At 33.6% G+C, this 26595-nt stretch carries 18 protein-coding genes; 8 read left to right on the top strand and 10 right to left on the bottom strand.

Going from position 1 to position 26595, the window contains the following annotated elements:
* The first annotated feature begins 18 nt into the window (after window positions 1-18).
* Complete coding sequence (locus tag JS605_RS16095; RefSeq protein WP_203258755.1) at window positions 19-477, top strand: RNA methyltransferase; 459 nt, start codon at window positions 19-21, stop codon at window positions 475-477.
* A gap of 397 nt (window positions 478-874) precedes the next feature.
* Here JS605_RS16095 and JS605_RS16090 read toward each other — a convergent pair whose 3' ends face one another.
* On the bottom strand, window positions 875-2065 hold the full coding sequence (locus JS605_RS16090) for a response regulator (protein ID WP_203258754.1): 1191 nt from the start codon (window positions 2063-2065) through the stop codon (window positions 875-877).
* Window positions 2066-2241: 176 nt separating this feature from the next.
* Here JS605_RS16090 and JS605_RS16085 point away from each other — a divergent pair, with 176 nt between their 5' ends.
* Genes JS605_RS16085 through JS605_RS16075 form a run of 3 tightly spaced genes read left to right on the top strand, consistent with a single transcriptional unit; the run spans window position 2242 to window position 8051 of the window.
* Entirely contained in the window at window positions 2242-5328 is a 3087-nt protein-coding gene (locus tag JS605_RS16085) for a hypothetical protein (RefSeq protein ID WP_203258753.1), read from the top strand.
* Between the two features lie 3 nt (window positions 5329-5331).
* Entirely contained in the window at window positions 5332-6537 is a 1206-nt protein-coding gene (locus tag JS605_RS16080) for a hypothetical protein (protein ID WP_203258752.1), read from the top strand.
* Window positions 6534-8051: a cellulase family glycosylhydrolase gene (locus JS605_RS16075; protein ID WP_203258751.1), complete on the top strand. Its 1518-nt coding sequence runs from the start codon at window positions 6534-6536 to the stop codon at window positions 8049-8051. Before JS605_RS16080 ends, JS605_RS16075 begins: the two co-directional genes overlap by 4 nt.
* Here the strand turns inward: JS605_RS16075 and JS605_RS16070 are convergent.
* From JS605_RS16070 to JS605_RS16050, 5 genes are all read right to left on the bottom strand, one after another.
* On the bottom strand, window positions 8041-9258 hold the full coding sequence (locus tag JS605_RS16070) for a glycosyltransferase (protein ID WP_203258750.1): 1218 nt from the start codon (window positions 9256-9258) through the stop codon (window positions 8041-8043). The two genes, JS605_RS16075 and JS605_RS16070, sit on opposite strands and share 11 nt — an antisense overlap.
* Window positions 9259-10076: 818 nt before the next feature.
* Window positions 10077-11315 carry an oligosaccharide flippase family protein gene (locus JS605_RS16065; RefSeq protein ID WP_203258749.1) on the bottom strand — a complete coding sequence of 413 codons (1239 nt, stop codon included), beginning with the start codon at window positions 11313-11315 and terminating at the stop codon, window positions 10077-10079.
* A complete protein-coding gene (locus JS605_RS16060) occupies window positions 11299-11604 on the bottom strand; it encodes a hypothetical protein (RefSeq protein ID WP_203258748.1) in 306 nt (101 codons plus the stop codon). Before JS605_RS16060 ends, JS605_RS16065 begins: the two co-directional genes overlap by 17 nt.
* 26 nt (window positions 11605-11630) lie before the next feature.
* Complete coding sequence (locus JS605_RS16055) at window positions 11631-11909, bottom strand: STAS domain-containing protein (protein ID WP_203258747.1); 279 nt, start codon at window positions 11907-11909, stop codon at window positions 11631-11633.
* A 137-nt stretch (window positions 11910-12046) separates the two neighbouring features.
* Entirely contained in the window at window positions 12047-13219 is a 1173-nt protein-coding gene (locus JS605_RS16050; protein WP_203258746.1) for a glycosyltransferase, read from the bottom strand.
* A gap of 199 nt (window positions 13220-13418) precedes the next feature.
* Between JS605_RS16050 and JS605_RS16045 the strand changes: the two genes are divergently transcribed.
* From JS605_RS16045 to JS605_RS16030, 4 genes are all read left to right on the top strand, one after another.
* On the top strand, window positions 13419-14555 hold the full coding sequence (locus JS605_RS16045) for a response regulator (RefSeq protein ID WP_203258845.1): 1137 nt from the start codon (window positions 13419-13421) through the stop codon (window positions 14553-14555).
* A 183-nt stretch (window positions 14556-14738) separates the two neighbouring features.
* Complete coding sequence (locus JS605_RS16040; protein WP_203258745.1) at window positions 14739-16829, top strand: tetratricopeptide repeat protein; 2091 nt, start codon at window positions 14739-14741, stop codon at window positions 16827-16829.
* 311 nt (window positions 16830-17140) lie between these two features.
* Window positions 17141-18487: a hypothetical protein gene (locus JS605_RS16035; RefSeq protein ID WP_203258744.1), complete on the top strand. Its 1347-nt coding sequence runs from the start codon at window positions 17141-17143 to the stop codon at window positions 18485-18487.
* A gap of 84 nt (window positions 18488-18571) precedes the next feature.
* A complete protein-coding gene (locus JS605_RS16030) occupies window positions 18572-19399 on the top strand; it encodes a hypothetical protein (protein ID WP_203258743.1) in 828 nt (275 codons plus the stop codon).
* A 233-nt stretch (window positions 19400-19632) separates the two neighbouring features.
* Here JS605_RS16030 and JS605_RS16025 read toward each other — a convergent pair whose 3' ends face one another.
* From JS605_RS16025 to JS605_RS16010, 4 genes are all read right to left on the bottom strand, one after another.
* Window positions 19633-22299 (bottom strand): restriction endonuclease, encoded by a 2667-nt coding sequence (locus JS605_RS16025; protein ID WP_203258742.1) that lies wholly within the window; start codon window positions 22297-22299, stop codon window positions 19633-19635.
* A 9-nt stretch (window positions 22300-22308) separates the two neighbouring features.
* Window positions 22309-22737: a GxxExxY protein gene (locus JS605_RS16020; RefSeq protein ID WP_203258741.1), complete on the bottom strand. Its 429-nt coding sequence runs from the start codon at window positions 22735-22737 to the stop codon at window positions 22309-22311.
* A gap of 27 nt (window positions 22738-22764) precedes the next feature.
* Window positions 22765-23655: a KilA-N domain-containing protein gene (locus tag JS605_RS16015; protein WP_203258740.1), complete on the bottom strand. Its 891-nt coding sequence runs from the start codon at window positions 23653-23655 to the stop codon at window positions 22765-22767.
* A gap of 136 nt (window positions 23656-23791) precedes the next feature.
* On the bottom strand, window positions 23792-25714 hold the full coding sequence (locus JS605_RS16010; RefSeq protein WP_203258739.1) for a site-specific DNA-methyltransferase: 1923 nt from the start codon (window positions 25712-25714) through the stop codon (window positions 23792-23794).
* Window positions 25715-26595 lie beyond the last annotated feature (881 nt).

The raw sequence follows: 26595 nt of genomic DNA, 5'->3' as shown, positions 1-26595 counted from the left end.
AATATTTACTTTTGAAAGATGAATGACAACTTTGAAAACGAGTTCTTCGGCATAGGAATTCAAAATGGCAAAACACCTGAAAACTTGGGTGTGCTTTGGAGATCTGCTCAAAACTTAGGTGCTAGTTTTATTTTCACTATTGGAAATCGCTATGCAAAACAAGCCTGCGATACGCATAATGCTGTAAAGGCTATGCCCTATTTTCATTATGAAACCTTTGATGAGTTTTATAAAAATCTACCTAAAGGCGCTAGACTCGTAGGTGTTGAACTTACTGATGAAGCTGAAGATTTAGAAACGTTTAACCACCCTAGGCGTTGTGTTTACCTACTAGGAGCAGAAGACCATGGGCTATCTAAAAAAGCTATTGAGAAAAGTCATTTTTTAGTGAAGTTTAAATCTCAGTTGAGTTTAAATGTTTCGGTTGCTGGTAGTATAGTAATGTACGACAGAGGTATTGAAAAACCGCGCTCTTAATCTTCTTCAGCATAGAATTACAATAAATTGCATATCCTCAGTTTACTAAAAGTAAATCGATCATTTTCAATTCAAATATCTTTTAGAAAAGAAATCACATAATCTAGTTGATCAACTCAATTAATTATGATGTGATGTCTCAATCGTACCTCATTTCGACATGACAACTTTCCAAATAAAAATGCCAGAGTCATTTCGACGTAAGGAGAAATCACATAAAATTAGTTAAAACAAATTGTCTCTTCAGATAATGGAACACCCTACTTTTTATAAGTAGTAAACACATTTGAAGTATTCTAAAAGACTTTATAAAGGTTTCAAAATTTAACTACTAAAAAAGGCGATACTTTACAGTACCGCCTTTTAATCACAAAAAACATAAACAAATCAAACTACATTAACTCTTGTGAACTAATTTAAGCTCAATCTGAGTACTATCAATCAAACTTTTTTTTCTTCTGTACACCCAAGCAATTTGTGCCAATTGCATTACGATTTTAACAGAATCTTTCATGGATAATTTAGAACCATCAGCATGAATCCATCGCTTTAAGGGTTGTTCACAGATATATTTTTTAGCTTTTTCTACTCCAAAATGGCCTGACATTCTTTTAAATATTTCAACATCAAAAATCCATTGTGTTACAAACTTTTTATCAAATGCCAAATGAATTACATCTTTTCTAAAGATTTTAGCACCACATTGCGTGTCTTTAAAGTTCATCCCTAGAATCTTTCTAATGATAAAATTAATAGTCATACTTATTAATTTTCTGGCTGATTCTTTAGTGATGTTAGCTCCCATTCTACTTATTCTAGAACCACTTACTATCTTAAAACTTGAATGTTCTATAGTAGAAACTAAATCATCAAAATCTTTTAAATCGGTGGATAAATCTGCATCTAAAAATCCAATAAAATCTAAACCTTTCTTTTTTGCCATGTGAAGCATCCCTAATCTTACTGCTTCTGCCTTACCTCCATTTTTTTCACAGTTATACACAGAAATATAATCTTCACGTCCTTTTTGTAAATTGTGCAAAACATCTAGTGTACTATCTTTACTACCGTCATTTACAAAACATAAATGGTATCCTGAATTTTTATCAATAAATTGAAGGAATTCATCACTTAATAATCTATCTTCTTCATTATAACAAGGGATTACAACACCAACACAACGTTGTTGAATCATTACATTTGTTTTTGACGTAACACTTTTGTGCTCTGGAGTACCTATCAATCGTTTTACACGCGCGCAAATCTCATTTAAACTTAGAGGTTTTTTCATGTAATCATTAATTCCTAATTCGAAACCAGCAGTAATAACATCATCTTGCGTATTACCAGATAATACCATGATTGGGGTATCTGCACGTTTAGACTGTCTTATATATTTAACAATTTCTAAACCTGATACTGTTGGCATATTAATATCAACAATAACTAAATCTGGATTAAATGAGTTGTAAAGTGAAACACCTTCATTAGCATCAGTTTCCGCAACAACTTCGTAACCTAATTCTGCTAACCTTTTTTGTAATGGCAACAAAACTAATTGTTGGTCATCTATAGCTAAAATTTTCATGATAAATAGTTTTTGTGATTATTTACAAGACAAAAGTATTATGATTAGCGTAAGAAAAAGTCTATTTTAGCTTAAGAAGATCATTGGTATAGATGAATGGTAGTTTACTGTAGACGAGCTAAACCTTAACCAAACTATGCAATGTATATCTTTACATTGTATTAAATTGATGCATATTGAATCCAACCAAATCAAATAAATTTTTAATAGTTGCACTGCTTATTGGTGTTGCATTTCATGGGACTTCTATCTTTTTTACATTAGAAAGCACCTACGATGCGCTTATTCATTTATTCTTTGCAGAACATTATGCAAATAGTTGGTTTGAACCTTGGAATTATAAATGGTATACTGGTTTTACTGTAATGAGTTATCCGCCTTTGGTACACCAGTCCATAGGTGCACTGTCCTTTATTGGTGGCTTAAAATTTGGGCTTTTTGTAGTTGCACTTATTAGTATTGTATTATTTATTACTGGTGCCTACAGGTTTTCGCTATTAATTACTGGAAACAGAACTGTAGCAGGTTATGCTTCGGTTTTAGCTACGCTTTCCTCCTCTTTTGTAGAAACTCTACATGTATTTGGGCAACTTCCAAGCATCATAGGTATTTCTGTTTTAATGCATGCTTTACCAGAAATATATCTTTGGCTTAAAACTGGTAAACTTCGCTATTTATGTACTTGTTTATCACTTATTGCTGTAACGGTAACTTCCCATCATGTTACTCCCATTTTTGGAATGGTATTCTTTATTTTTCCTCTAATAGGCATGGTGCTTATGGATGTATCAAAGGATAAGGCAGGTAGCATGAAAGCCGTAACTTTTAAAGTGTTTTTAAATAGTTTTTTTAAACTGTTTAAACGTATTATTAGCTTTGGTTTTTTATCCTTAATCATTATTGTAGGATGCATTCTTCCTTATTGGATAAACTCTAAAAACAACCCCATAACACAAGTCCCCATTCCTCATGGTTCTCGTGATAATTTTTTAGAGATTACCTCATCAGGCTTGGTATTCTTTTTAATTCCTTGGGGAGTATTATTAATCGTACTACCATACATTTTTTATAGATATTACAGCAAACGTTATTTGTTTTTTGGTTTATCCATAACCATTTTAACAGTTTTGGGAACTGGAGGTACCACACCCATTCCTAGAAAATTTTTAGGAGAAACAGCTTTTAATATTTTAACCTTAGATAGATTTACACTTTGGGCATCAATAATGTCTATACCGCTTTTTGGAGAATTTGCATATAGACTAGTAGAAGGCGATTTAAAAGCACTAATACAAAGTAAGTTTGGGGCGGTGTATCATAGAATTGCAGGCGGTTTATTGGCTGGTCTTTTTGTATTCATGACCATATTTACTATGAGTTTGGGATATTTTAGGCCATCTCAACCTCAAAAAATAAAAATGCTGCCTATTGTTAATTTCCTTAATCAAGATCAGCATGACCAATGGCGATATATGACTTTAGGATTTGGCGATCAAATGGCATGGTTATCTGCACAAACTAAAGCTATGAGTGTTGATGGTAATTACCATTCTGCAAGACGATTACCAGAACTAACCACAAGACCTATTGAACGTTTAGAGAATTCTAAATTTAAAGGTGTTGAGGGGATTGGTTCTCTCCAACAATTTTTAACCACTCCAGAAAAGTATAATTTAAAATACATTTTCTCTAATGATAAGTTTTATGACCCCATTTTATATTTCTGTGGCTGGCAACGTTTACGGCAATTAGAAAATGGTATTCAAGTTTGGGAAAAACTAAATGTGCCTCCTATTTCGTCTATTTTACCTAAAGATGATGTAGCTAAATGGCAAAAAATATTGTGGGGTATTATGCCTTTTTCAACAGTGCTTATTGCTTTCTTTTTGAATGTTCATGTGCTCTTTACCAGAGCACTTAAACTAAAACTTAAGCAAGTACCCGATTATTTAAGCTATAAAACCAATTACACCAAATTTTCTCGACCTATTTTAGGGATTACACATCTTTGGTCTTTGTGTTTAGCGATAATTGTTGGGTATGGCGTATATCTATTTTATATAAAAAATGATAGCCATCATACACCAGAAAATGCACTACTAGCCTATTATGATGCTTTGGATTTTAAACGGTTTGAAAAAGCGCACAGTATGATTAATCCTAAAAGCGATATAACTATTGCACAATACATGCTGGAAATATCGGTTACCGATGGTTTATTAAGCTCCTACGCAAAATTAGATGCCATAGACACCAAAATCACAACAAAAAACGACTCACTAGCCTCAGCTATAGTTAGCACCAAATGGATTACACCTCTGGAGAAAATTGATAAAGTATTTTATAAATCGCTCATAAAGCTAAAAGGCAAATGGTATATAGAGCCTGATGATATCGATTTAGACTTACCACCAGATCAATTTTATTCAGACAATGAAACCACCTATTTTAATCAAGGTAGAAGACGCATTACCACAGAACAAACCCATCATGAAGATGTATTAAAACAACCCGTTTTAGAAATACTATCTGCTAAATTGGTAAAGCACAATAAAAGCTACGCGCTTATTGGAGAAATTCAAAATATAGACAATGTACCTGCCGATGTGGTTTTAAAAGGCACCTTGTATAACGCCGATAATAAAGAACTCGCTACTTATAACGCCAAACACCAAGTAAAACATAAACTCATGCCAAAAGAAGTGAGTGCTTTTAGAATTAATTTTGAAGGTATTGCGTGGTCTAAAACCCAAGATTCCATCCCCAAAACGTTTAATCCAGATGAATTTACGCCCGTAGAGTTTGAAGAACAACCTACCAAATTTAATTTACAAATTGCTGGTAACGTATCTGGATCGGACTTATACAAACAAACTGTTTTAAGTGATTTAGAATTTAATGAAGTAACCATTTCTGGAAGTTTATTTAACTCAGGAATTAAAGAAATTACCATTCCGCAATTAATTATAAGTTATTACGATGCCGACAAAACCTTGCTATGGGTTGATCATAAATTTATAAAAGAAGGCATCAGGCAACAACGTAAGCAATATTTTGAATATGCCATGGAAGAAGATACTACAACAATTATCAACGACTCTATGGAAAATTGTTTTGTAAACGGTTTAACTAATGCCGATATCTCCAATAAGGTAATCCCAAATAGAATTGAAAACCATACATATCAGCAATTACAAGCCATAAACCATCCTATTTATAGTTTTATTAAAATTGAAACCAACGCCTATTTAGGAAATCCTTGATGAATGATTAAATTTAGCTTACATCGTTTTATTGCGCTAGTGCTTTTAATTATAAACAGTTCTACTGTTTATGCAACGGATACTATTCAATTAATCACTACAACCACAACATTTGTGGCTGGAAAGGATGTTACCTTAAAATTTAAAATAGATCACGATACTTCGCCATCTATGTATGTAAGCAATAGTTTTGGCTCAACACTTATAAAAGCTAATAAAACAGGTAACACCTTAAGTTATAATATTCCAATACACCTATCGTCGAGAGTAGGCATTATTAATTGGACGCTTTTAGCCAAACCCCAGCCATTAAAAGGCAATCTTAAAATTATACCCCAAAACACAGTAAACACCATTCAAACCTATTTAGGCCCACCCAGTATTACTGCTGGAGGAGACAATTACAGTATGCTGGTTGCCATACCCACAGACAATTACGACAATCCTCTTACACAAGGCACTAAAGTAGCCGTGAAGTATCAGTTTCAAAATAATCGTACCATAGATACCATTGCCATAAAAAACAATATTAGTTACAAAAACATCTATTCCACCAAACAAACAGGGCGCATCCTTTTGAATTCATCCTGCTTAGGGTTTAATTCAAAAGAATATGATATTAATGTGATGCCAGCACCTCCTACTAACTTCAATATTGATTTTAGCAGACATCATAATTACGCAGATGGTAACCAAATCACAACATTTACCACATCCATTATAAAAGATGAATATGGCAATGTAGTGAGCGATGGCACCTACACAGAGTTTTTTATCAAAACCACCAACCAAACCATTTTAAAAACATCTGGGACTACAATTAATGGCATTGCTACTGCAAAAATGATCCATCCAGACCATGCAGACAATTGGTCTGTACAAGCATTTATTGAAGGTATGGCAGAAAGCAACACCATAAATATTGATTATAAAGCTGTTATTTCTGATGTTAACATTGTTTTTTCTAACCATAATAGAGATATTACGGTTGGTCCTTTAGAAAGCTTTATGGATCAGATGATTCCCGATGGCATGGAGGTAACACTTTATGTGTACGCAAAAGACACTCTGGTGTTTACCAAACGTAAAAGCAGTGCGGATGGCTATGTGAATTTTAAATTGAGTGCCAACCAATTCCCTAAAGGCAATTATAACTTTACCGTAAAAGTCGCTGGTATCAGTAAATCTGTAAACGCCGTTAAGCTATGACAGCACTAAACAAAAACTTATTACGAGGCATTTTGGTGTTATCCTATATCGCTATCATTAGCATTATAGTTTTAGGTATAAGTAATGTGTTTTCGTATTTAAACACAGGAGCAGACAGGAGTAAGATGCTCCACACTGAAATACAAAAAATAGAGCAATATTTACCAAAGTTAGAATGGGCGCCCATACAGAATGAAGGCAGACCAATGGATTTACAGACTTTAAAATCTATTGAAACCGATTATCTAGATGCCTGGTATGTAAAACATGTTGCTTACAAAACAAATACAACTATGGGCATTGATGATTATTATACTGAAAATGCCAGAACATCTATTTACTCCCTTGTAGATAGAAATACTAACGAGGCTATTAGTATTGATGGCACTACCCTAGAACATCATTTAACTTTGGATTTTTTTAGTGAAGATGGGCAGTTGGTTGTCCTAAAAGATAAAGATGTTTTAGAATACAAACGCATCTATCAAAATAATGAAATGCTATTGGAAGCCAGAGAACGTTCTACTTATAAAATCGTTATGCTATTAGAAGATGGTTTTTGGCGCATAAGGCACTTAATTAGGGAACACACTGCTCCATACAAAAAGGAATTTACCCCAGCATCTAATACCATTACCCAAATTAAAGGCATTAATTACTACCCCCAAGCTACACCTTGGAATATGTACGGCGATAGTTTTGATGCTGATATTATTTCCAAAGATTTTAAAATCATTGCGGATGCAGGCCTTAACAGTATTCGCATTTTTGTGCCTTATGAAGATTTTGGTAGTGCAAATGTAAGTCCCGATAAACTAGAAAAACTAAAAACAGTTTTAGATATTGCCGAACAGTATGAGCTAAAAGTTATGGTTACCCTCTTTGACTTTTATGGCGATTATGAAGTACTGAATTGGAGTTTAAATCAACATCATGCCATTTCAGTTGTATCTGCCTTAAAAGATCATAACGCACTTTTAGCCTGGGATATTAAAAACGAACCTAATTTAGATTTTGAATCTAGAGGAAAAGTTAAAGTAATGGCTTGGGCAGAACAGATGATTGAAACTGTAAAATCTACAGATACAATACACCCAGTAACTATAGGATGGTCTAATACTGAAAGCACAACTATATTAAAAGACAAATTAGATTTTGTATCCTTTCATTATTATGAAGATTTGGATGCACTTGAAGCATCTTACCTCAATTTAAAAACAGCTATACCCAACAAACCTGTAATCATTACCGAATTTGGATTGTCCTCCTATCGTGGGCTTTGGCGTCCGTTTGGTAGTTCTGCCGAAGATCAAGCAGAATATCATAAAGAGGCACAAACACTATTTGCCAAAAACGATATCCAGTTTATGAGTTGGACACTTTACGACTTTACAGAAATACCAAAGGAAGTCGTTGGACGACTTCCCTGGCGTAAACGGACTCAAGGATATTTTGGTTTTATCAACCAAAACGGAGAGACTAAGCCCGCATTTAAATTTATTTCTAAAGAATAATTTCTTGAGATTGTACTGTAGTTACTTCAGATTTTTTATCTACTATCACTTCAAAAGTATTGATATACATATCTGCAACTCTAGACATTGGGTACGCCGTAGCGGCTTTATAATTTGCCTTTTCAAGCTCTATACGATACGCATTATCTTCCAAAATTTTCTGTAATGCTATAGCTAAACTAGTAGGGCTTTCCGCATCAAAAAACTCCCCTTTGTACCCCTCATCTTGTACCAATAAAGCTAGATCTCCTAAATCTGGCATTACTACAGCTTTACCATAACTTCCCGCTTGGTGTAATACACCTGAACTACCAGTTGTTGATGTATATGGAAATACTACAACCGTACTTTCTTTAAATAACTTTGGCACATCTTCTTCAGCTACATATCCTGTAAATGTTAAACCTTGTACGTAGTCATATTTTTGTTTAACACTTTCTAAATAACCTGGAGTATTGGGGTTGTCTGTTCCTGCTATAACAATTTCCATATTTAAATCAGAAACTTCTCTTAACATTTCTACAGCCTTAATCATACCTTCAACTTTCTTATAAGTTCCAAACTTTCCAAAAGCCATTATTTTAAAAGGTTCTAAAGGTGTATCATAACTAGGCTCTTCAAGAATCTCAAAAGTGCCATGAGGAATTAACTTCACATTTTTAGCATTATATTTTTTATTTAAAATATCCACATATTTCTGCATTGTTACAGCCACAGTATCAGCTTGTAAAATCAATCGGGTTAAAGTACTGCCAATAAACCCATATATTTTTTTCATGATTCTGTTACTCGTGAACCCTGCACTACCTAAATCTACCTGTTCCATAATATTGTGAAGTAATACAATGTTTGGAATCTTTTTTAACTTACATATTAGAGGTAACATTAAACCTAATGCAGCGGCAATTTTTTTATCGCCAAACTTCATGAATTGTAAATTGAATAGCACTGCGTCTGGCCCTACTTGATTGATAGCTTTAGTTACATTTACAATATTTAAATAGCTATTAAAAGTCCAACACTCTTTTACAGTGATTTTACATCCAGCCTCAGTAAAATTAATATCTTTTTCGCCTTCTGTTGTATCGGTAAGTAATACTAATTCTGTGATATTTTGGTTTTGTCTGAAGTGCTTAACTAAATGATAAGCATATTCATTTAACGTTACTTTACTTGGTGGGTATGCTGTTACTATGGCTAATTTCATGAGTTTAAGTTTTATTGTTTGTGAATGGTCTTATGGTGCATCCAGTAATGAATATTAATTCTTTATAATAAGATTAATTTAACTGGATGGTTCATGATTTGAGTTTTTAATTATTTGTGATTTATACTACAAATTTGGGGTATTTATAAGAACAATTAAGGTGTTCTTAGACCGTTGGAAAATTACTGTAGACGAATGGTAATTTACTTTAGATAAAGCCTTTTTGAATTTTGATATTTATAGTGAAATGATGTATCAATCGTAACTCATTTTGACATGACAAGCGTTTTATAATTAAGTATTCCCGGTCATTTCGACGTCAGGAGAAATCGCATTATTTCATCCTTAAAAGTCTTCGTGCTTACTCTTATGTGATGTCTCAATCGTTCCTCATGTCGACATGACAAACGTATCTTAAATTAGCATTCCTAGTTATTTCAACGTCAGGAGAAATCGCATTATTTATTTAATTAATTGCTTGCTTGCTTGCCTTTATGTGATGTCTCCTTTTGTCGACATGACAACGACTCTTTTGATTTGATACGTCTGAGTCATTTCGAACATTATCGAGAACAGAATATATTTTGTTTGAAGATACAAGCGAAGCTTTGAGAAATCGCATTGTTATATATTCTAAGCAGTTCTTGCCTACTCTTATGTGATGTCTCCTATCGTCGACATGACTAACATATCTTAATGTAGCATTCCTAGTCATTTCGACGATAGGAGAAATCACATTATTTAATCCTTAAAGTCTTTGTGCTAACTCTTATGTGATACCTCAATCGTACCTCATGTCGACGTCAGGAGAAATCACATCACTTAATTTTACCGTCAAGCTTAAAAAACGCAATTTGAATTACCAAAAGCAACGCCATGGCTACAATCTGCATGTGTACAACCTGAGCTAAACTCTCATGAAAAAAGACAACAAGAGCAACTTGTAGAAGACCAAAAATACCCGAAATAACTACTGGTATATATTTATCTAAAGACAAATAATAATATGCAAAAATGTTAGATATGGCAAACATAGAAGTTGCTATGGCATACTGCCACAGTAATGGCGCCATAGATATGTATTGTTTACCAAATAATAGGCTTATGATAAATTCAGGAGCACTAAAACACACTATTATTATAGCAATAGAAATAGCGGCAATATAACCTACGTACCTAAATAAAATTGGCGCAGTCTCTTTCCCGTCTTTTTTTAATTGTACTACAGTTGGTAAGAGTAACATTACGAACATCCAAGCAATAAAATACACAATACGCCCTATTAAGGCTAAAGATGCGTATAATCCTGCTTCGTAAGATTCAAAGTAATGTTTTACCAGAAGAATGTCGCTATTATTGATAACAATTTGGGTTAACTCATAAAATGCCGTGATAATAAAAAAGTGCTTTATGGCTTTTTTATGTGCTTGAGGAATGGTTTGTTTCTTAAGACTAAAACTCCCAGCCTTAAAAGGTATAAGCCCAAATATAAACGACAAAAATATACCTATAGCTATAATTATGGGAGAGGGAATGTTAACGATGTAGAGCAAAGACAATGTGATTACCAAACGGCTTAGCATTTCTGTTTGGTAAGTGATGGACAATGACTTAAAAGCTTTTTTCCCTTGGAAAATACCTCGATTTACACTCATTAAAAAATAGATAGGCACACCACAACCAAATACAACAAACATGTTGGATGATGATGTATTAAATACATCTTGTAAACTAGTTGAAAACACAACTATGATTAGTCCAAAAATAAAGCCTACTAAAAGTGCGTTTTGGTGTACTTTAGATACAAAGCTTTTAAACAATTCGTTTTCAAAAAGCACTGAAAATTTAGCGGTAACCAATTGAAACGTCATAGCTGCAAAACTTAATACCAATAAAAAAGTGATTAGCACAGCTGCATCTGCAAACTCTGCTGGTCCTAAAAGCCTACCAAGAATGAGGTTGTATAGATAATTTCCCCCATTTACTACCAGAACACTTAACATAAATAACTGTTCTGGTGTAATACGTTTTCTTATACTTTTAGCTATAGTAATCATTCCTAAAAATATTAGTTAAGTTAGCTTGCTTAAACTTATCCTTAATCTTCTTGTTGTCTTTACCTAAAACAAATACCGTTTTGCTTCTTTGCTTTGCTTTGTTTTGAATAAATCGCATAACATTTATAGCTGTTTTATCTATTTGCTTTACACCATTAAGACATATCACTATTTCGTAATATTTATCCAATAATGTGTTGAAGTAACTTGCTACGTTAAACGTATGCTCTTCAATAAAGTGGCCATGTAATTCATACACACCTTTATTATTTATTATCTGAAAGTCCATAATGATGTAGATTTGAGGTTATGCTATCAAGCTACACTAGTTACATACAAATCGTCATATACTTCTTTGCATCCTGTTCCAACAATATAGATTCTTTTGTTATTAGCCATACAATCTGCGTATATGGTTCGTATAGCTTTCATTCCAGCAGAATCAATGCTTGTTACATTTTCAATATCAATAATTAACTCTTTAACATCTTTAATAGCTAAACTTATATGGTTTTGAAAGTTTAAAGCTGTAGTGTTGTTGATAATACCAAATACTGAAAAAGTATCTTTCTTTTGAGTAATTTTAAGTGCCATAATTTTTGAGTTTAAGTGGTTAATAATAATTGGGGTAATTAGTTTGTTATATACCAAATATCTTAGGAAAAGGCATGAACGCTAATTGAATTTCGTTCAATCGCTTTTTACTGTAGATGAATGATTAAAAATTGGGGTTAGGCTCTAACAGCCCTAAATGTATTTAGATACATTTCTGCTATATCAGACATAGGATGAGCTGTTGCTGCTCTATAATTAATTTGCCCTAACTTTATTTTATAGTCATTGTTTGTAACAATACTCTCAATAGCTTTAGCTAAACTATCTACTGATTTAGGATCAAAAAACTCGCCTTGGTAGCCTTCGTCCTTAACTAAGGAAGCCAAATCTCCTAAATCTGGCATTACAACAGCTTTACCATAGCTTCCCGCTTGGTGCAATACACCAGAACTTCCGGTAGTAGAAGTATAAGGAAAAACAACCACTGTGCTTTCATTAAATAACACAGGAACTTCACTTTCTTCTACATAACCAGTAAAGCGTATTTGTGGTACATTTTTATAAGCTTCTTTAACCTGATCTAAATAACCAGGAACATTGGGATTATCAGTACCTGCAATAACTACCTCTAGATTTAAATCTGTAGATTTTCGTACTTTTTCAACAGCCTCAATCATAGCTTCTACCTTTTTATAAGTGCCAAACTTACCAAAAGCCATTATTTGCATTGGGTTAGATGGTGTTATGTAATTTGGTTCTTCAGGGATTTCAAATGTGCCGTGAGGTATTAATTTAACGTTATTTACCTTGTATTTATCCTCTAAAATAGAAACATACTTTTGCATTGTAACAGCTACAACATCAGCCTTAAGAATTAACTTAGTTAACGTAGTACCAATAAAGCCATATAGTTTGGTTAGTATTTTATTTGATGTAAAACCAGCACTTCCAAGATCTACTTCTTCTAAGATATTATGTAGTAGTACTATATTGGGTATTCTTTTAAGCTTACATACATATGGTAGCATAAGCCCTAGTGCAGCAGCTATTTTTTTATCTCCAAATTTCATAAATTGTAGATTAAACAATACAGCATCTGGCTTTGTAGCATTTATTGCTTTTGTAACACTTATTATATTTTTGTAACTATTAAAAGTCCAACACTCTTTTACTGTAATTTTACAACCTTGAGCATCAAATTCAATATCTTTTGATTCTTCAGTAAAGTCACATAATAAAATGAGTTCTGAAACTTCTTCTTTTTGCCTAAAATGTTTTATAAGATGGTAGGCATATTCGTTTAAAGTAACCTTACTTGGGGGATAGGCAGTCACAATGGCTAACTTCATAGTATATAGATTTTGGGTTGGCATTTTCTTCGTTAGCTTTATGTAAAAACTGACACGAAAACGAACAAATATACATTTTATCGATAAAAAATCAAAAAAAATAGTATATTTCTTTCAAATAATAACTATATTTACGACATCTTATGTTGTAAAAAAGAACACTACAGCATAAAACAACAACCCAAAACCTACCAAAATGATAAAAATTTTAGCCATAGATGATCAGCAACTCATATTGCTGTCATTAGAAAAGCATTTAACCGATTTAGGTTTCAGTATTAAATGTGCTAGTACAGGAGAAGAAGGTCTAGAAATCTTTGATACCTACAAACCCGACATTGTAATTGTAGACATAAATATGGACGGTATGTCTGGTTTAGATGTTGTAAAACATATTAGACTCGAAAAAAAATCTGATGTAAAAATTTTAGTGCTTTCTGGAAATACTAGTGAAGACACAATAATTGATGGCTTTGATTTAGGTATTGACGATTACATGAAAAAGCCTGTATCATTAAACGAAGTTACTGTAAGAATCTCTAGAATATTTGGGATTAAAATAGATAAACTGCAAAACAAGGGCACAAAAGACCAAATGCTACAAAAGCGCTGTGTGGGTGTGGTTATTCCCTGTTATAATGAAGAGGAACGTTTATTAAGCAAAGAATTTATTGATTTTGTAAACAGTAATCTGGGCTACCATTTATGTTTTGTAAATGATGGCAGTACCGATAATACACTAGAAGTTTTAAATAACCTACAAAAGGGAAGAGAAACCAATATTAGCGTATATAATTGTGAAAAAAATGGAGGAAAAGCCGAAGCGGTTAGACAAGGCGTTTTACATTTAGCTAAAGATGCGCAATTGGATTATATAGGGTATCTAGACGCCGATTTATCTACAGATTTTAGAGATTTTGACGATTTAGTAAAAACCATAGAAACATCTGATTTTAAAATTGTAAGTGGTTCTAGAATGAGTAGAATGGGTGCAGATATTACTAAAGAATCGGCCAGAAAAATAATTAGCAAAACCATAAACCTTATTATAAGAACCATTTTAGGCATGCCTTTTAACGATACACAATGTGGTGCAAAAATTATGGATAAAGACATTGTAAAACACATGTTTAATGATAAGTTTATAAGTCCTTGGATTTTTGATGTTGAAATCTTTATACGCATGCGAAAGCATTATGGAAAGAAAAAAGCCATTTCCTATATCTGTGAACAACCTCTAAAACGATGGATTCATGCAGATGGGTCTAAACTATCTATGAAAGATTCTATTAAAATCGTAGGTCAACTTGGGCAAATAGCATTGCATTATAAATAAAACAACTTTTTTTGGGCTAGACACTTAACTAACGTAATAAATTAAGTGCTCAACAGGTTTTGTTTAGCGTTAAAGTATTATTAGCTGTAACGAATAGCAGTTTTATATCGGTAAATGGCCCATTGCTGTAGATGAATTAAGTAAGTTTTAGACTTAACTTGCAGTATCACAAAAAATCCAATAATGCGTATTACTTTTTACAATGTATTGCTCGTATTTTTTATAACCACTTTAGCGTATGCGCAGGATATGCAAACTGGCTATAATTATTTAGAGACTGGACAATACACAAAAGCAGAATCGTTTTTTAAAACGGTATTAAAAACACATCCAAACAATAAAACAGCACAATTATGTTATGGAAGAGCTGTTGGACTCTTAGGTAATTCTAAAAAGGCTGTGAGTATCTTTACAGAATTACTAAACACCTACCCTAACGATTTTGAGGTACAATTAAATTATGCCGAAAGTTTACTTTGGGATAAAAACTTTACTTCTGCAAAAACATACTATGAGGGTTTAATAAAGAAAAATGATGACGATTTTTCTGCGCTTTTAGGTTATGCCAATACGCTATCTAACTTAAAATTATATACTGATGCTTTAGTTTATGTTGATAAAGCTCTAAACGTTTCTCCAGGAAACCAAAATGCATTAACCTCTAAAAAATATATGTATTTAGGATATGCGTACCAAAACCAACAGGCACAAAATTATGAGGAAGCAGAACGCCTTTTAAAAGAAAATCTAAATCTTTTTAAAGATGATAAAGACACGCTCTTGAATTTGGCTAATCTGTATTTAATTATGGGGGAACTAGATAAAGCTACTGAAACTTATAACATACTCGCACAAAATCTAGACAACAAACTTACAGCATTAAACGGTTTAGCTTTAGCACAACACTTAAATGGTAAAGAAAAAAACGCTTTAAAATTAAGCGAGCAAGCCTTTATGGATTTATCGGATACTACAGATGCAACATTGGTACAACAAACTACTGAACGCTACGCACAAGCACTCATTTGGAATAAAAAGTTTAAAACTGCTAAAACTTTAATTGATAGCTTAATAGAAAGCAAACCAAATGAAAATTGGGTATTGGCCTTACGTGCTACTTTAAATATTTATAAAAGCGACTTTAAGAAAAGTTTAGCGGACTATAACCGTATTTTAGAGAACGATAGTTCCTCTTTTGATGGTAATTTAGGAAAAGCTAACACCCTTAAAGCTTTAGGTAGATATGACGATGCTTATAAATCTGCGAACAACACCTTAACATTTTACGATAAGCAAAAAGATGCCACACAGTTTATAAAAACCCTAAACACGATGTTTACACCTTTTATTGAAACCAAAGCATCTTATACTTTTGATAATGGCGATAATGAAGCCCATGCATTTCAAGCGAATATAGAATTTCCAACGTCTACAACATTTAAATGGTTAGCTGGTTATGGCTATAGAAACACGAGTAATGCGGTTACTGATGCCAAAGCCACATCAAATAATTTTGTTTTAGGTTTAGCATATCAGTTATTACCAAATATTACGTTTAAAGGTACTGCCGGTGTTACAGCTGCAAAAGCAGATACTGGAGATTTTACACAGCTATTGGCAGATGCGTCTTTTCAAATAAAACCATTTAAACTGCAAGTGTTGGATATTGGTTATAATCGGGAGGTACAAAATTTTAATGCGGACTTATTAGATCGTGAAATTGTCATGAACAACTTTTACGCCAATTACAGCCTAAATACCAACTTTAATTTAGGCTGGTTTACGCAATACTATTACACCACACAAAGCGATGATAATGCCAGAAACTTATTATTTACCTCATTGTACTACAACATTTTAGCAAAACCAAGTTTAAAAGCTGGTTTAAACTACCAATACATTACATTTAAAAACCAAGTGCCTACTATTTATTTTAGTCCAGAACGGTTTAATGCAGGCGAGGTATTTATTAATTTGATAAAAGACGAAACCATTACCAAACCCAAAGCATGGTTTTACGAACTGACTGCGGCCACAGGTTACCAGTTTATTGAAGACGATGCTAAACAAAGTACCTACCGCGTACAAGGTAAATTAGGTTATAAATTCTCTGAACGTGCTTTATTAAACCTTTATGGCACCCGTAGCAATATTGCATCAGCTACTGCAGCGGGGTTTACGTTTACTGAGGTTGGGGTGCGATTTAAGTGGTATTTGTGTAAGTTGACTGGTTTAAAAGTAACCAGTAACATATCTCATAAGCCTAATAGCTGAATTTGAACTCTTAATTCTTTCGAATTACCCCCCTTTTTATAAAGAATCAAAACTTGGGTTTAAACTCTAAACCACAATTACACTATTTATTGTGCTAATTTTTTTCTCTTATACATAGAATTATCCTACTCATACATAAAAATCAAGCAGTCATGCCATTTTGTTAAAATTCAAGTCAATAATTCCTAAACTTTACATTATATCCAAAACAAATTATTCGATTGAGTAGCTACTATCAGTTTTGTGATTAAAAAGGCGGAACCGAAAAGCCTATTTTAAATAGAGTAGGGAAATTATAAAATTTTAAAAACATGGCAAGTACTGATTTAATAACCTATTTAAACTATATGTCAACTTGGGATACCGAGAGTGATGGTAACATCGATGATATTATCAAAGAGCAAACACTATTCATAAATGTCGGCGATTTTGATGCAGAAAGTGCAGTTAACTCTGAATTTTCTGAATTGGAAAGCTTGGCAATGGAAGTAAGAGATAGAACAATTGCGGCTGATGCTACCAAGATAGCAGCCGATGCTGCAGCTGTAGCTTCAATCTGGTCTTTTGGTTTGGGAATGGCTGCTTTTGCTGCTCTTGAAGCTACCGCAATTATTGAAGAAAAAGTAATCTCGGATAAGTCAAAAGAACTGAACAACAAATTACAAACTGCTGATACCGATATTTCGAATAAGATTGGTCCCAGTGTTGCAAATTACGTAGCGCAATACAAAAAGAACAATAATTTAATTGCATCTAAAGCACCTGCAGGTCTTGATACCAAGACATGTAGAGCTAATTTAATGCAGTTCATGGCTGAGGTGCAAAGAAAAGCAGGTAAATTAGACGCAGCGACTTTTAGAACTTATGCTGAGTCCGCAAGAATTGTCTACAATAGTAGTGAAATCAATCAGGTCTATGACGCATTGGATGAGCTAAACCTTAGTGCAAAATCTGATGCCGATGTTGAAAAATTCATGAATTCATTAGTAGGTTGGACACCACCAGCAGCAGCTAAAGTAGGAACTGAATTAGTAAGAGGAATATCTATCTTGATTCTGAAGAATAGATTGAATATCGCAACAAAAACTATAGAAACAGCAGCTAGAGACGCAGGTATTCCTGCTGAGGAAGTTGGCGTTAGTGCATTTGAGGCGATGGACGCGGTTGGAAAATTTGCTGCAGCCGTTGTTGTTGTAATGTCTGTTGTGGATGTGGTATTCAATATTCTTGATATCGTAAATGTTGTTGATCAATGTAAGCAAATGTGTAACGATCTTGAAAATAATATCAAACCTAAATACAAAGAGTATTTTAATGGTATCAAATCGGCATCAGAAGCCTACAAAGCAGCCATTAATCCTTCAAAGACAACTTGGAAAACTGTCTCTGATGTAGCGCAGTATGGTGGTGCTTCTTGGGATAATCACATTGAAACCATTACTGGAACTTCTGTTGAAGCTGCCAAAGTACATGCAGAAGCAAATCCCAACATTACGTTCTTTTTCTTTTGTAGACAGCCAATGTACTTAAGCGCGGATAAAGATTTTAGTGCTAACACTGCGGTATTCTTTAGTGGAACGCCATGGTATGGAAGTGCTCCTCAATGTGATTCGTATGAGAAAACTTCTGTTACTCTTCTACAGACCACTACAGCATAATCATGCACTATTCATAAAATAAAAACTTAGTCATTCCCTGGTAGGGGAATGACTTTTATGTAAAATTATTTAACTACAAAAAATATGGGTCTTATAAAACAAACTATTGCAATGTATTCTCGTAATGCATATCCTTCCAACGAAGTTACAAAATATTCAAGCTACTATAAAGATACCTCTATTAATTCACTTATTATTTCTGGACCTAATGGTTATAAAGGAGGAATCGTATATAACGACCCTACTTCTCCTATGTTTAATTCGAATGGCACGTACGTTGGAGATTCTAGCTGGATATCGGTTTTATTCGAATTTACCTCAAAGAATAATATTTCGGATGTCTATTTTTCCCTTGGCGACTCAGCAATTGAAGTTTTAGCTGCTATGAGTTCAACAACACTAAATAGTGTTATGCTTTGGTTAAAAACAAATGGATTGACAGGCATTGATATGGATAATGAACAAGAAATAGCAACAAGTGAAAAGGTAAAAACAGTAACACTAGCGGCTATTAAAGTGGGTTTAAAACTTACAGCTGCACCATATTATTTGGAAGGATGGGAAGAGTGGTATCAATATGTTTCCAAATATAACGGTGTTGTAGAACGTTTTCATCTGCAATGCTATGATGGAGGATACGGAAATGATCCTTCAGTATGGATAGAAAAGTTTCCTTCCATTCCTATTGTGCCTGGAATAGAATCTATTAATTCTTCGGGAGCTTTAGGCCAATACACACCATCAGAAGCCAAGATGAAATATGAAGATTGGCAAAACAAATCTCAAAATCGTTTAGCTGGTGGATTTATTTGGCAATTCTTTTTCTTTATTAATCCTCCTGGTAACGGGTATAAAGTAAGGCAATATGCGCAAGCTATTTCTGATGGGTTAAAAGATCAAATCTGTAATTGAGTATAATGGTTATAGTAGTTTACTTGATAAGTTTTTCCATCAGAAGCAGTTGTTGCAAAAAATGCAATAACTGCTTCTTTATCCAATTCTTTATTTTTAAAAATATTATTTAAGTTAATATACTATAACTTAAAATGATACGAAGTAATATAGCCTCTGCCACAGCGGCGGGGTTTACGTTTACTGAGGTTGGGGTAAGGTTTAAGTGATGGTTGCGTAAAGTAAAAGACAATCTAAGTAATTAGCTGCCCTACTTTATTCACTACTTTATATTCCATTTCCTCAAATTCGTTAAAGTGGGCTTTTCCGCATTTAATTTTCAGCTGTTCGTCTCCACTCAGTTTTGATAAATCAACTTCTGGCGTTCCTGTGTCTTTAGTCTCCGCTACAAAATAGATTTTCTTATCATCTTCAAATACCAAAGCCCAATCAGGATTGTAATTTCCAATTGGTGTTGGAATTTTAAACCAATTCGGAAGTTTGAAATAGAACTTAATTTGGTCGCTCGATTCACAGTCTTGAGCAAACTTGCTTTCAACTCCTGAATCTAAAGGCACAAATTCCTCATAAATTGTTTTAGAACTGTCTGTCACTTTAAATGAAAAGTCATTTAAATAGACCTCTAATTCTTGAGCTTCAAACAAAGTCATTTCATATTCAGCACCTCCAATTTTGTGGTATTTAATTCCCTCAATCATTAAATCGTACAAAGTCCGTTTTATGGCTTGTGTTGTTAAGTCTAAAAACAGTTGTGGGTTGATTAAAATATCTCCAATTCTGTCTGACTTGCTCAAAATCTCTTGAATGGTAGAACGAGTAAGCTCTGTTTTACTTTGAATATAACCTAAAACGTCAGGAATTTTCCAAGAGTAACTGTCATAAGATTCTACTTTATCTCCTGCGTACATTGTTTCAACGCCTTCGTCTGTCATACTGATATTGACTTTCGTTGAACGAATGGAAGGTGCTTTAATCTCTGGTAAACCTTTAACTGCTTTTGAAGCTAAAGTGATTAACTCGTCTGTTTTATAGTCAACTCGATAAGTCGTTTTCTTTTTCAGGTTTTCCCATATCTCCAAGAATTTTGGGTCAGCTTCAAATCCTTTTCGGTATTTAATTGCTGTTCGTTCTCGTTTGTTTTTTATTCTGCCTTTAAATTCAACTCCGCAATCGTCCTCAATCTCTTTTTGTAAGGTTTTGGCAAAATCATCATAGGATTCGTTGGCGATAACTGTCAAACGGTTTATGTTTTGGTCATAAGTTCTTTCCAATTTTCCATCATCTGTTTTCTTTACCGCTAATCGTAAACCCCTTCCAATTTCTTGACGTTTTTTTATGTCTGATTTCGTTTCGTTCAGCGTACAAATCTGAAACACATTAGGATTATCCCAACCTTCACGAAGTGCTGAATGCGAGAATATAAAGCGAAGCGAATTATCAATATCCAACAACTTTTCTTTGTCTTTCATTATCAGACTGTAAGTGTCATCATCTGCTTTTGTTATTCCTGAAGTGTCTTTGAATTTTCCTTTTTTGTCTTGTGAGAAATAGCCATTGTGAACTTCATTAACTGGAAACCTATCTAATTCCTTAAATGCAAGTTTTGAAATGTATTCCTGGTAGATTTCTTCAAACCATTCTGCAAATTTTCCTCTGTGCGGATTTCCTGCTGAATCGTAATGTCTGTAATTAGCAACCTTATCAATGAAGAACAGCGAAAGCACTTTTATCCCTAATTTATTTAGACGTTTTTCTTTCTTTAAATGTTCTTCAACTGTTTTTCGGATTTGAAATTTCATCACTTCATCATTTAATCCGCCTTGACTGTCGCCTTTGTACAAAAGATTTCCGTTTGAAATTGAAATACAATTATTGGTTGCGTCTATTTCTTCAATGATATAGCCATCTGAGTAAATTTCACGCTCATTAGAAAGTTTGTATAAATCATCTCCAACTTTTACGGAAACCGATTTCTTTTTTACGCCTCCTTTATCGTTTACGTTGATTGAAACTTTGGCAGTAACTTTCGTTTTGGTCGCTTTGATAGAATCTACCTGTACAAAAGCATCATTATATGCGTTTTCTTCAACTATTGAATCTACTTCAATCTGTTTTACCAAGCCTAAATCATAGGCTTTTACAGGATTTAAACTGTAAGTAAGGTTGTATTGATTTCTGTGGGTTGCCGAATAGCGAAGTGTACAAAGCCCATTTAGGTTTTCAATAGCCGAAATACGCTTTTCAGTTTCCATATTTTGTGGCTCGTCCACAATTACAAACGGATTTACAGACTGAATAAATTCAATGGGTTTTCGCCCATTGGCTCTGTAATGTGGTTGGTTAATAATGTTCTGGTCTTTGGCAAATGAATCAATGTTGATTACCAAAACTTCAATGTTATTATTAGTGGCAAAACCTCTTAAAGTTGAAACTTTTGAACTGTCGTACACCTGAAAATTGAGTGGAATGTTGTCGTACAAGTTTTGAAAATGCTCGTGCGTGATTTCCAAGTTTTTCAAAACACCTTCTCGTATAGCCACAGACGGAACTACAATTACAAACTTTTTAAAACCGTAGGCTTTATTGAGTTCGTAAATGCTACGCAAATACACATAGGTTTTTCCTGTTCCTGTTTCCATTTCAACAGAAAAGTGCATTCCGTCCAAATCTTTGCTTTGCTCAATCTCGTTTTGTTCTTGAACCGATTGCAAGTTTTTTAAGATTTGCTCATCTGATAAGATTAGGTTGTTACTTACGCCATTTATTAGGTCTAAAGTACCTTCTTCCTTTAGGTTAAATTCCATTATGGAATCTTCCAAGGGTTGCCCTTCAAACAAGTTGGTTATGGACTTTATGGCGTCTTGCTGATATTGTAGGTTAGAATCAAACGTTAACTTCATCTGTCAGAATTAGGATTTTTTGGATTTTATGATTGAAGGATTATCTTTTATGTACTTCTTGTTTTCAGCGTGATTTACATTATAAACCCTTTTGAACTCTAAACTTTTTGATCCAAAGTTGATAAGTAAACCAATAGGTAAATCATACGCTTGGCAATAGTTCATTGCTTGAGCCAAGTGAACATCTTCTAATTTGATTAAAGCCTTTAGCTCAACCATAATTAAATCCTCAACAAAAAAATCTACTCGCCTTGTACCTATATCAATTCCTTCATAAAGTATGCTCATTTCCATTTCTCGTTGATAACCTAATCCTTGTTTTTCCATTTCAATTGCTAAAGCTCTTTGATAAATGACCTCTTGAAAACCATTTCCCAATGTCGAATGAACTTTCATAGCACAACCTATAATTTTATGTGTTATTTCTTCATATTTCATAATCTTATCATCCTTTCATCTTAAAAATCATAATTCTGACGAATTATTTGAATCTAAATACACATCATCAGACGTTTTCTTAATGGATTTTAAAAAGTCCTGTTTGTCTAATATTTCTTTTTGGTACTGTGCAATTTTATATAGCTTATTAAAGCGTTCTTGTTTGCCTATTCCTTCTCGTATCATATCAGCATTGGCAGATTCTAAATTCGATAGAACTGCCAATTCGTTAATGCTGGCAATGTCTCGTAAGTTGTTACCTTCTAAGGTTAGTTGTGGATTGGCTTCTCGCCACTGCTTGGCTGTACACTTAAATAATGCTACATTCAAAATATCAGCCTCTTCTGCATAGGCAAGCCATTCGGTTTCTTTGGTATAATTAGATTGTGGTAAAATGTAGTCTTTAACAGCATCTGTTTGAATGGTGTAATTTACTTTGCTTAACACTCGTTTTACATTCCACTCTAAATTGTATTGATTGTTTTCAACCTCTTTTAAGCGTTGGTATTCTTTAATTAGATATAGTTTGAAAACAGGGCTTATGGCAGAACCAAATTCAAAAGCTATGTCTTTGTGGGCATAAGTGCCACCGTATTTCCCCCTTTTTACCACTAAACCAACGGCATTGGTGGTTTCTATCCAATTGCCAGGACTCAACACAAAGCTGGGTAAACCTGCTTGGGTTTTAAAGTGGTCGAATTCGACCACTTTAAAATTAGGATTGTTCATTTGCTCCCAAACGCCTAAAAATTCAAGGGTAGAGCGGTTGCGTATCCAATTTTTTATAACATCAGCAGCTCGTCCGTCACCTTCTTTACCCTTTGCCATATCTGTAAGTGAGATATAGTCTTCATTTTCTATTTGTGAAATGGTAATTGGTAGATTCTGTACCTGTATGGTTGTGTTCTTTTTATTCATTTATGTGCTTCATTTTAAAAGCATCGATTTCGAAGCGTTTAAACCTCTCGAATTTGACACCTTTCTAATTATGGCGAAATCGCCATATTTAAAACCATTCATAAAATCCATAATTCATCAATTCTAAAATTATCTATCATATCGTTTTAAATTCTATACCTGCATCTTTCATTTGTAAAGACGCATTTGTTTTTAATTGGTCGTTGCCTTTAAATAGCTTGTCTAAAGCGATTACTTTTTGTGGCTTGCTGGCAATTACTGCATCAATGAGTTCTTGGTCGGCTTTTTCCAAAATCAAAATGAGTTCAGTTTCATTGATTACATAAAAACCGTCTTTGGCTTCAATGGTGCTGTTTAAGTCTTTACCACTTTTCAGTAATAGTTCATACACCATATTTTCGGTGGTGGCGTTTTTCGCAACTGGGTCAACAAAGAGTTTCATTTGCTCTTCTAAAGCCTCTTTATCCTTTCCTGTAATTTGCTGCCATTGCTTAAAGTTACTGTCTGAAAGTTTTAGGACTTTGAATCCTAAGTCTTGCGATTTACTGAATAGGTTACTCGCAATTTTGTTTTCTTCCTTTATATCGTCAATATTGGATTTTATTCTGTCAATTGTCATAGATGAAATGGTATCATATCCCATTTTTTTAGCTTTTGAATTTTCTTTTATTTTTTCATCTAACTGAACCAAAATGAACTTTCTTTTTTTACCATCTTTATTTAAATCAAGCAGAGAATGAGCAGTTGTGCCTGAACCCGCAAAAAAATCTAAGACAATAAAATCATCATCATTAATCATAGAAATTAAATATTTAACTAAGCCTACTGGTTTAGGATAGTCAAAAAATAAGTTCTTGCTATTTAGAAAAGCACTCATACTTTGAGTGGTTCCAACATTATTTATAAATGAAATAACGTGGCTTTGATTTTCCTTTCTTTTTTTGACTGTTTCAATCGCACCATTTTCCGTAATTTCAAACAGAACTTGTTGATTCTTGGTGTCGAGAACGGCCTCAAACCCATTTTCAATAAAAAGCTCTAATTGTCTTTTACTACTCCAACCGCTTTCAGCTAAAACAGGCTTTTTTAATTTAAAATCTTCAATTTCAAGATTGGCTTTGTATTTTGGGAAATTAATATTAGAAACTTCAATTGTACCCTTTTTGAAGTTTGCTGGAAATCCTTTAGGTAATAGTATTTGTTGTAAAGGATTTTTAGGACCGTTTTTAATAATTGTATTTCTAATTTCTTCTTTAAACAACTTACTTGATTCATCAATATTTGGGTCTATTACTTCTGGGTGTGGAAATACTTCAATGTTTTTTGCATAAGCCAAAATATATTCGTGACAATATTTTACTTTGGCTTGATTATCAATATTTCCATCACTTCTCCACACAAACGTTGCAAGTTTGTTTTCCTCTCCAAATACTTCGTTGCTCAAATTCAGAAGATTACCAATTTCATCATCTCCTATTGAAATAAAAATAGCTCCATCTTGCCTCAAAAGGTTTTTTGCTAAAAACAATCTTGGATACATCATATTGAGCCAATTGCTGTGGTATTGTCCGTTTTCTTTGCTGTTCTTTTTGAACATCCCGTCTTTGGTCATATAGCCTTCTTCGTCTTTGTCGCCAACTCGTTTTTCGTATTCGTCTTTGGTCTCAGAGAATTTGTCGGGATATATAAACGAGTCGTTTCCTGTGTTGTAAGGTGGGTCTATGTAAATCATCTTTACCTTACCGAAGTAGCTTTTTTGAAGCACTTTTAATACTTCCAAGTTTTCTCCCTCAATAAAAATATGTTCGGTTTCATCAAAGTTTACACTTTCGTCTTTGGCTGGTACAAGTGTTTTTGTAGTTGGTGCTTGTAACACTTTAAAGGCTTCGCTTTTTCCTGCCCAATTCAGCACGTAGCGTTCATTAGAGAAGTTTATATCTTCTCCAAGCGTAGCTTTTAGTTTTTCCCAATCAACTTTGCCTTCTGCAAATACTTCTGGCAACACTTGTTTTAAAGCGTTTAGTTTTTCCTGTTCTGGTGTTAGACTTGATCCGTCCATATATTTTGATAAAATATTAAGGCTTTACTTAAAACTCGAAGATACTATAATTTTAAAAAAAAGCGCAAAAAATATAGGAAGCTCGTGTTTAATAAAGATTGACTTTTAACCATTAAAAACATGAAGTTTGCTGAATGTAATAATTGTAACATGATGCATCAATTATACCTTATATTGACATTGCTATCTTGTCTTGATTTAGCTTTTCTAATCATTTTAATTGAGCGTACCAATTGCGATAAAAAGCAACAACATTACTTATTTATTGCAAACTATAGTACTTTAAATTAAAACTACTTGTTGTATTAGTGGATTCCTGCCTGCGCAGGAATGACAAAACGAAAGTTAGTGTGTGATGTCTCCTATTGTCGACATGACTAACGGCTTTTTGATTTATGTTGCTTAGTCATTTCGAACTTATGTGAGAAATCGCATTATTTTGACAACCATTCGTGCTTACTCTTATGTGATGTCTCAATCGTGCCTCATGTCGACATGACTAACGTGTTTTGATTTATGTTGCTTAATCATTTCGAACATTATCAAGAATAAAATATATTTTGTTTGACGATACAAGCGAAGCTTTGAGAAATCGCATTATTTTAACAACAAACCATTCTTACTCTTATGTGATGTCTCCTAAAGTTTATCTTGAGCGGAGTCGAAAGGTCGACATGACTAGTAGCATGCGAGTAAGTAATGTCTTGAATTTAGGACATGGCTTCAATTTGTTTGAAATGACGTTTGGCTAGCACCGCGTATTCTATGATTGCTCCAAATAATTTTTGTTAAAATTTAGGCTACAAACCTCAAAGTGTCTACATACGGTGTTTGCCTTTGTATCACAGCAAAGATGCGAGCGATCAATTTGTTTCTAATAA

The sequence above is a fragment of the Hyunsoonleella ulvae genome, assembly GCF_016827605.1.
Lineage (GTDB): Bacteria > Bacteroidota > Bacteroidia > Flavobacteriales > Flavobacteriaceae > Jejuia > Jejuia ulvae.
Note: the sequence above shows the minus strand (reverse complement) of the source record. Positions and strands in the feature narration are given on the sequence as shown.

Excerpts from the sequence above, each read along its gene's own strand:
- JS605_RS16080 (WP_203258752.1), top strand. The coding sequence starts at position 5,332 with ATGATTAAATTTAGCTTACATCGTTTTATTGCGCTAGTGCTTTTAATT.
- JS605_RS16015 (WP_203258740.1), bottom strand. The coding sequence starts at position 23,655 with ATGAATAAAAAGAACACAACCATACAGGTACAGAATCTACCAATTACC.
- JS605_RS16075 (WP_203258751.1), top strand. The coding sequence starts at position 6,534 with ATGACAGCACTAAACAAAAACTTATTACGAGGCATTTTGGTGTTATCC.
- JS605_RS16035 (WP_203258744.1), top strand. The coding sequence starts at position 17,141 with ATGGCAAGTACTGATTTAATAACCTATTTAAACTATATGTCAACTTGG.
- JS605_RS16040 (WP_203258745.1), top strand. The coding sequence starts at position 14,739 with ATGCGTATTACTTTTTACAATGTATTGCTCGTATTTTTTATAACCACT.
- JS605_RS16050 (WP_203258746.1), bottom strand. The coding sequence starts at position 13,219 with ATGAAGTTAGCCATTGTGACTGCCTATCCCCCAAGTAAGGTTACTTTA.
- JS605_RS16055 (WP_203258747.1), bottom strand. The coding sequence starts at position 11,909 with ATGGCACTTAAAATTACTCAAAAGAAAGATACTTTTTCAGTATTTGGT.
- JS605_RS16095 (WP_203258755.1), top strand. The coding sequence starts at position 19 with ATGAATGACAACTTTGAAAACGAGTTCTTCGGCATAGGAATTCAAAAT.
- JS605_RS16020 (WP_203258741.1), bottom strand. The coding sequence starts at position 22,737 with ATGAAATATGAAGAAATAACACATAAAATTATAGGTTGTGCTATGAAA.
- JS605_RS16025 (WP_203258742.1), bottom strand. The coding sequence starts at position 22,299 with ATGAAGTTAACGTTTGATTCTAACCTACAATATCAGCAAGACGCCATA.
- JS605_RS16060 (WP_203258748.1), bottom strand. The coding sequence starts at position 11,604 with ATGGACTTTCAGATAATAAATAATAAAGGTGTGTATGAATTACATGGC.
- JS605_RS16090 (WP_203258754.1), bottom strand. The coding sequence starts at position 2,065 with ATGAAAATTTTAGCTATAGATGACCAACAATTAGTTTTGTTGCCATTA.
- JS605_RS16065 (WP_203258749.1), bottom strand. The coding sequence starts at position 11,315 with ATGATTACTATAGCTAAAAGTATAAGAAAACGTATTACACCAGAACAG.
- JS605_RS16010 (WP_203258739.1), bottom strand. The coding sequence starts at position 25,714 with ATGGACGGATCAAGTCTAACACCAGAACAGGAAAAACTAAACGCTTTA.
- JS605_RS16030 (WP_203258743.1), top strand. The coding sequence starts at position 18,572 with ATGGGTCTTATAAAACAAACTATTGCAATGTATTCTCGTAATGCATAT.
- JS605_RS16070 (WP_203258750.1), bottom strand. The coding sequence starts at position 9,258 with ATGAAATTAGCCATAGTAACAGCATACCCACCAAGTAAAGTAACGTTA.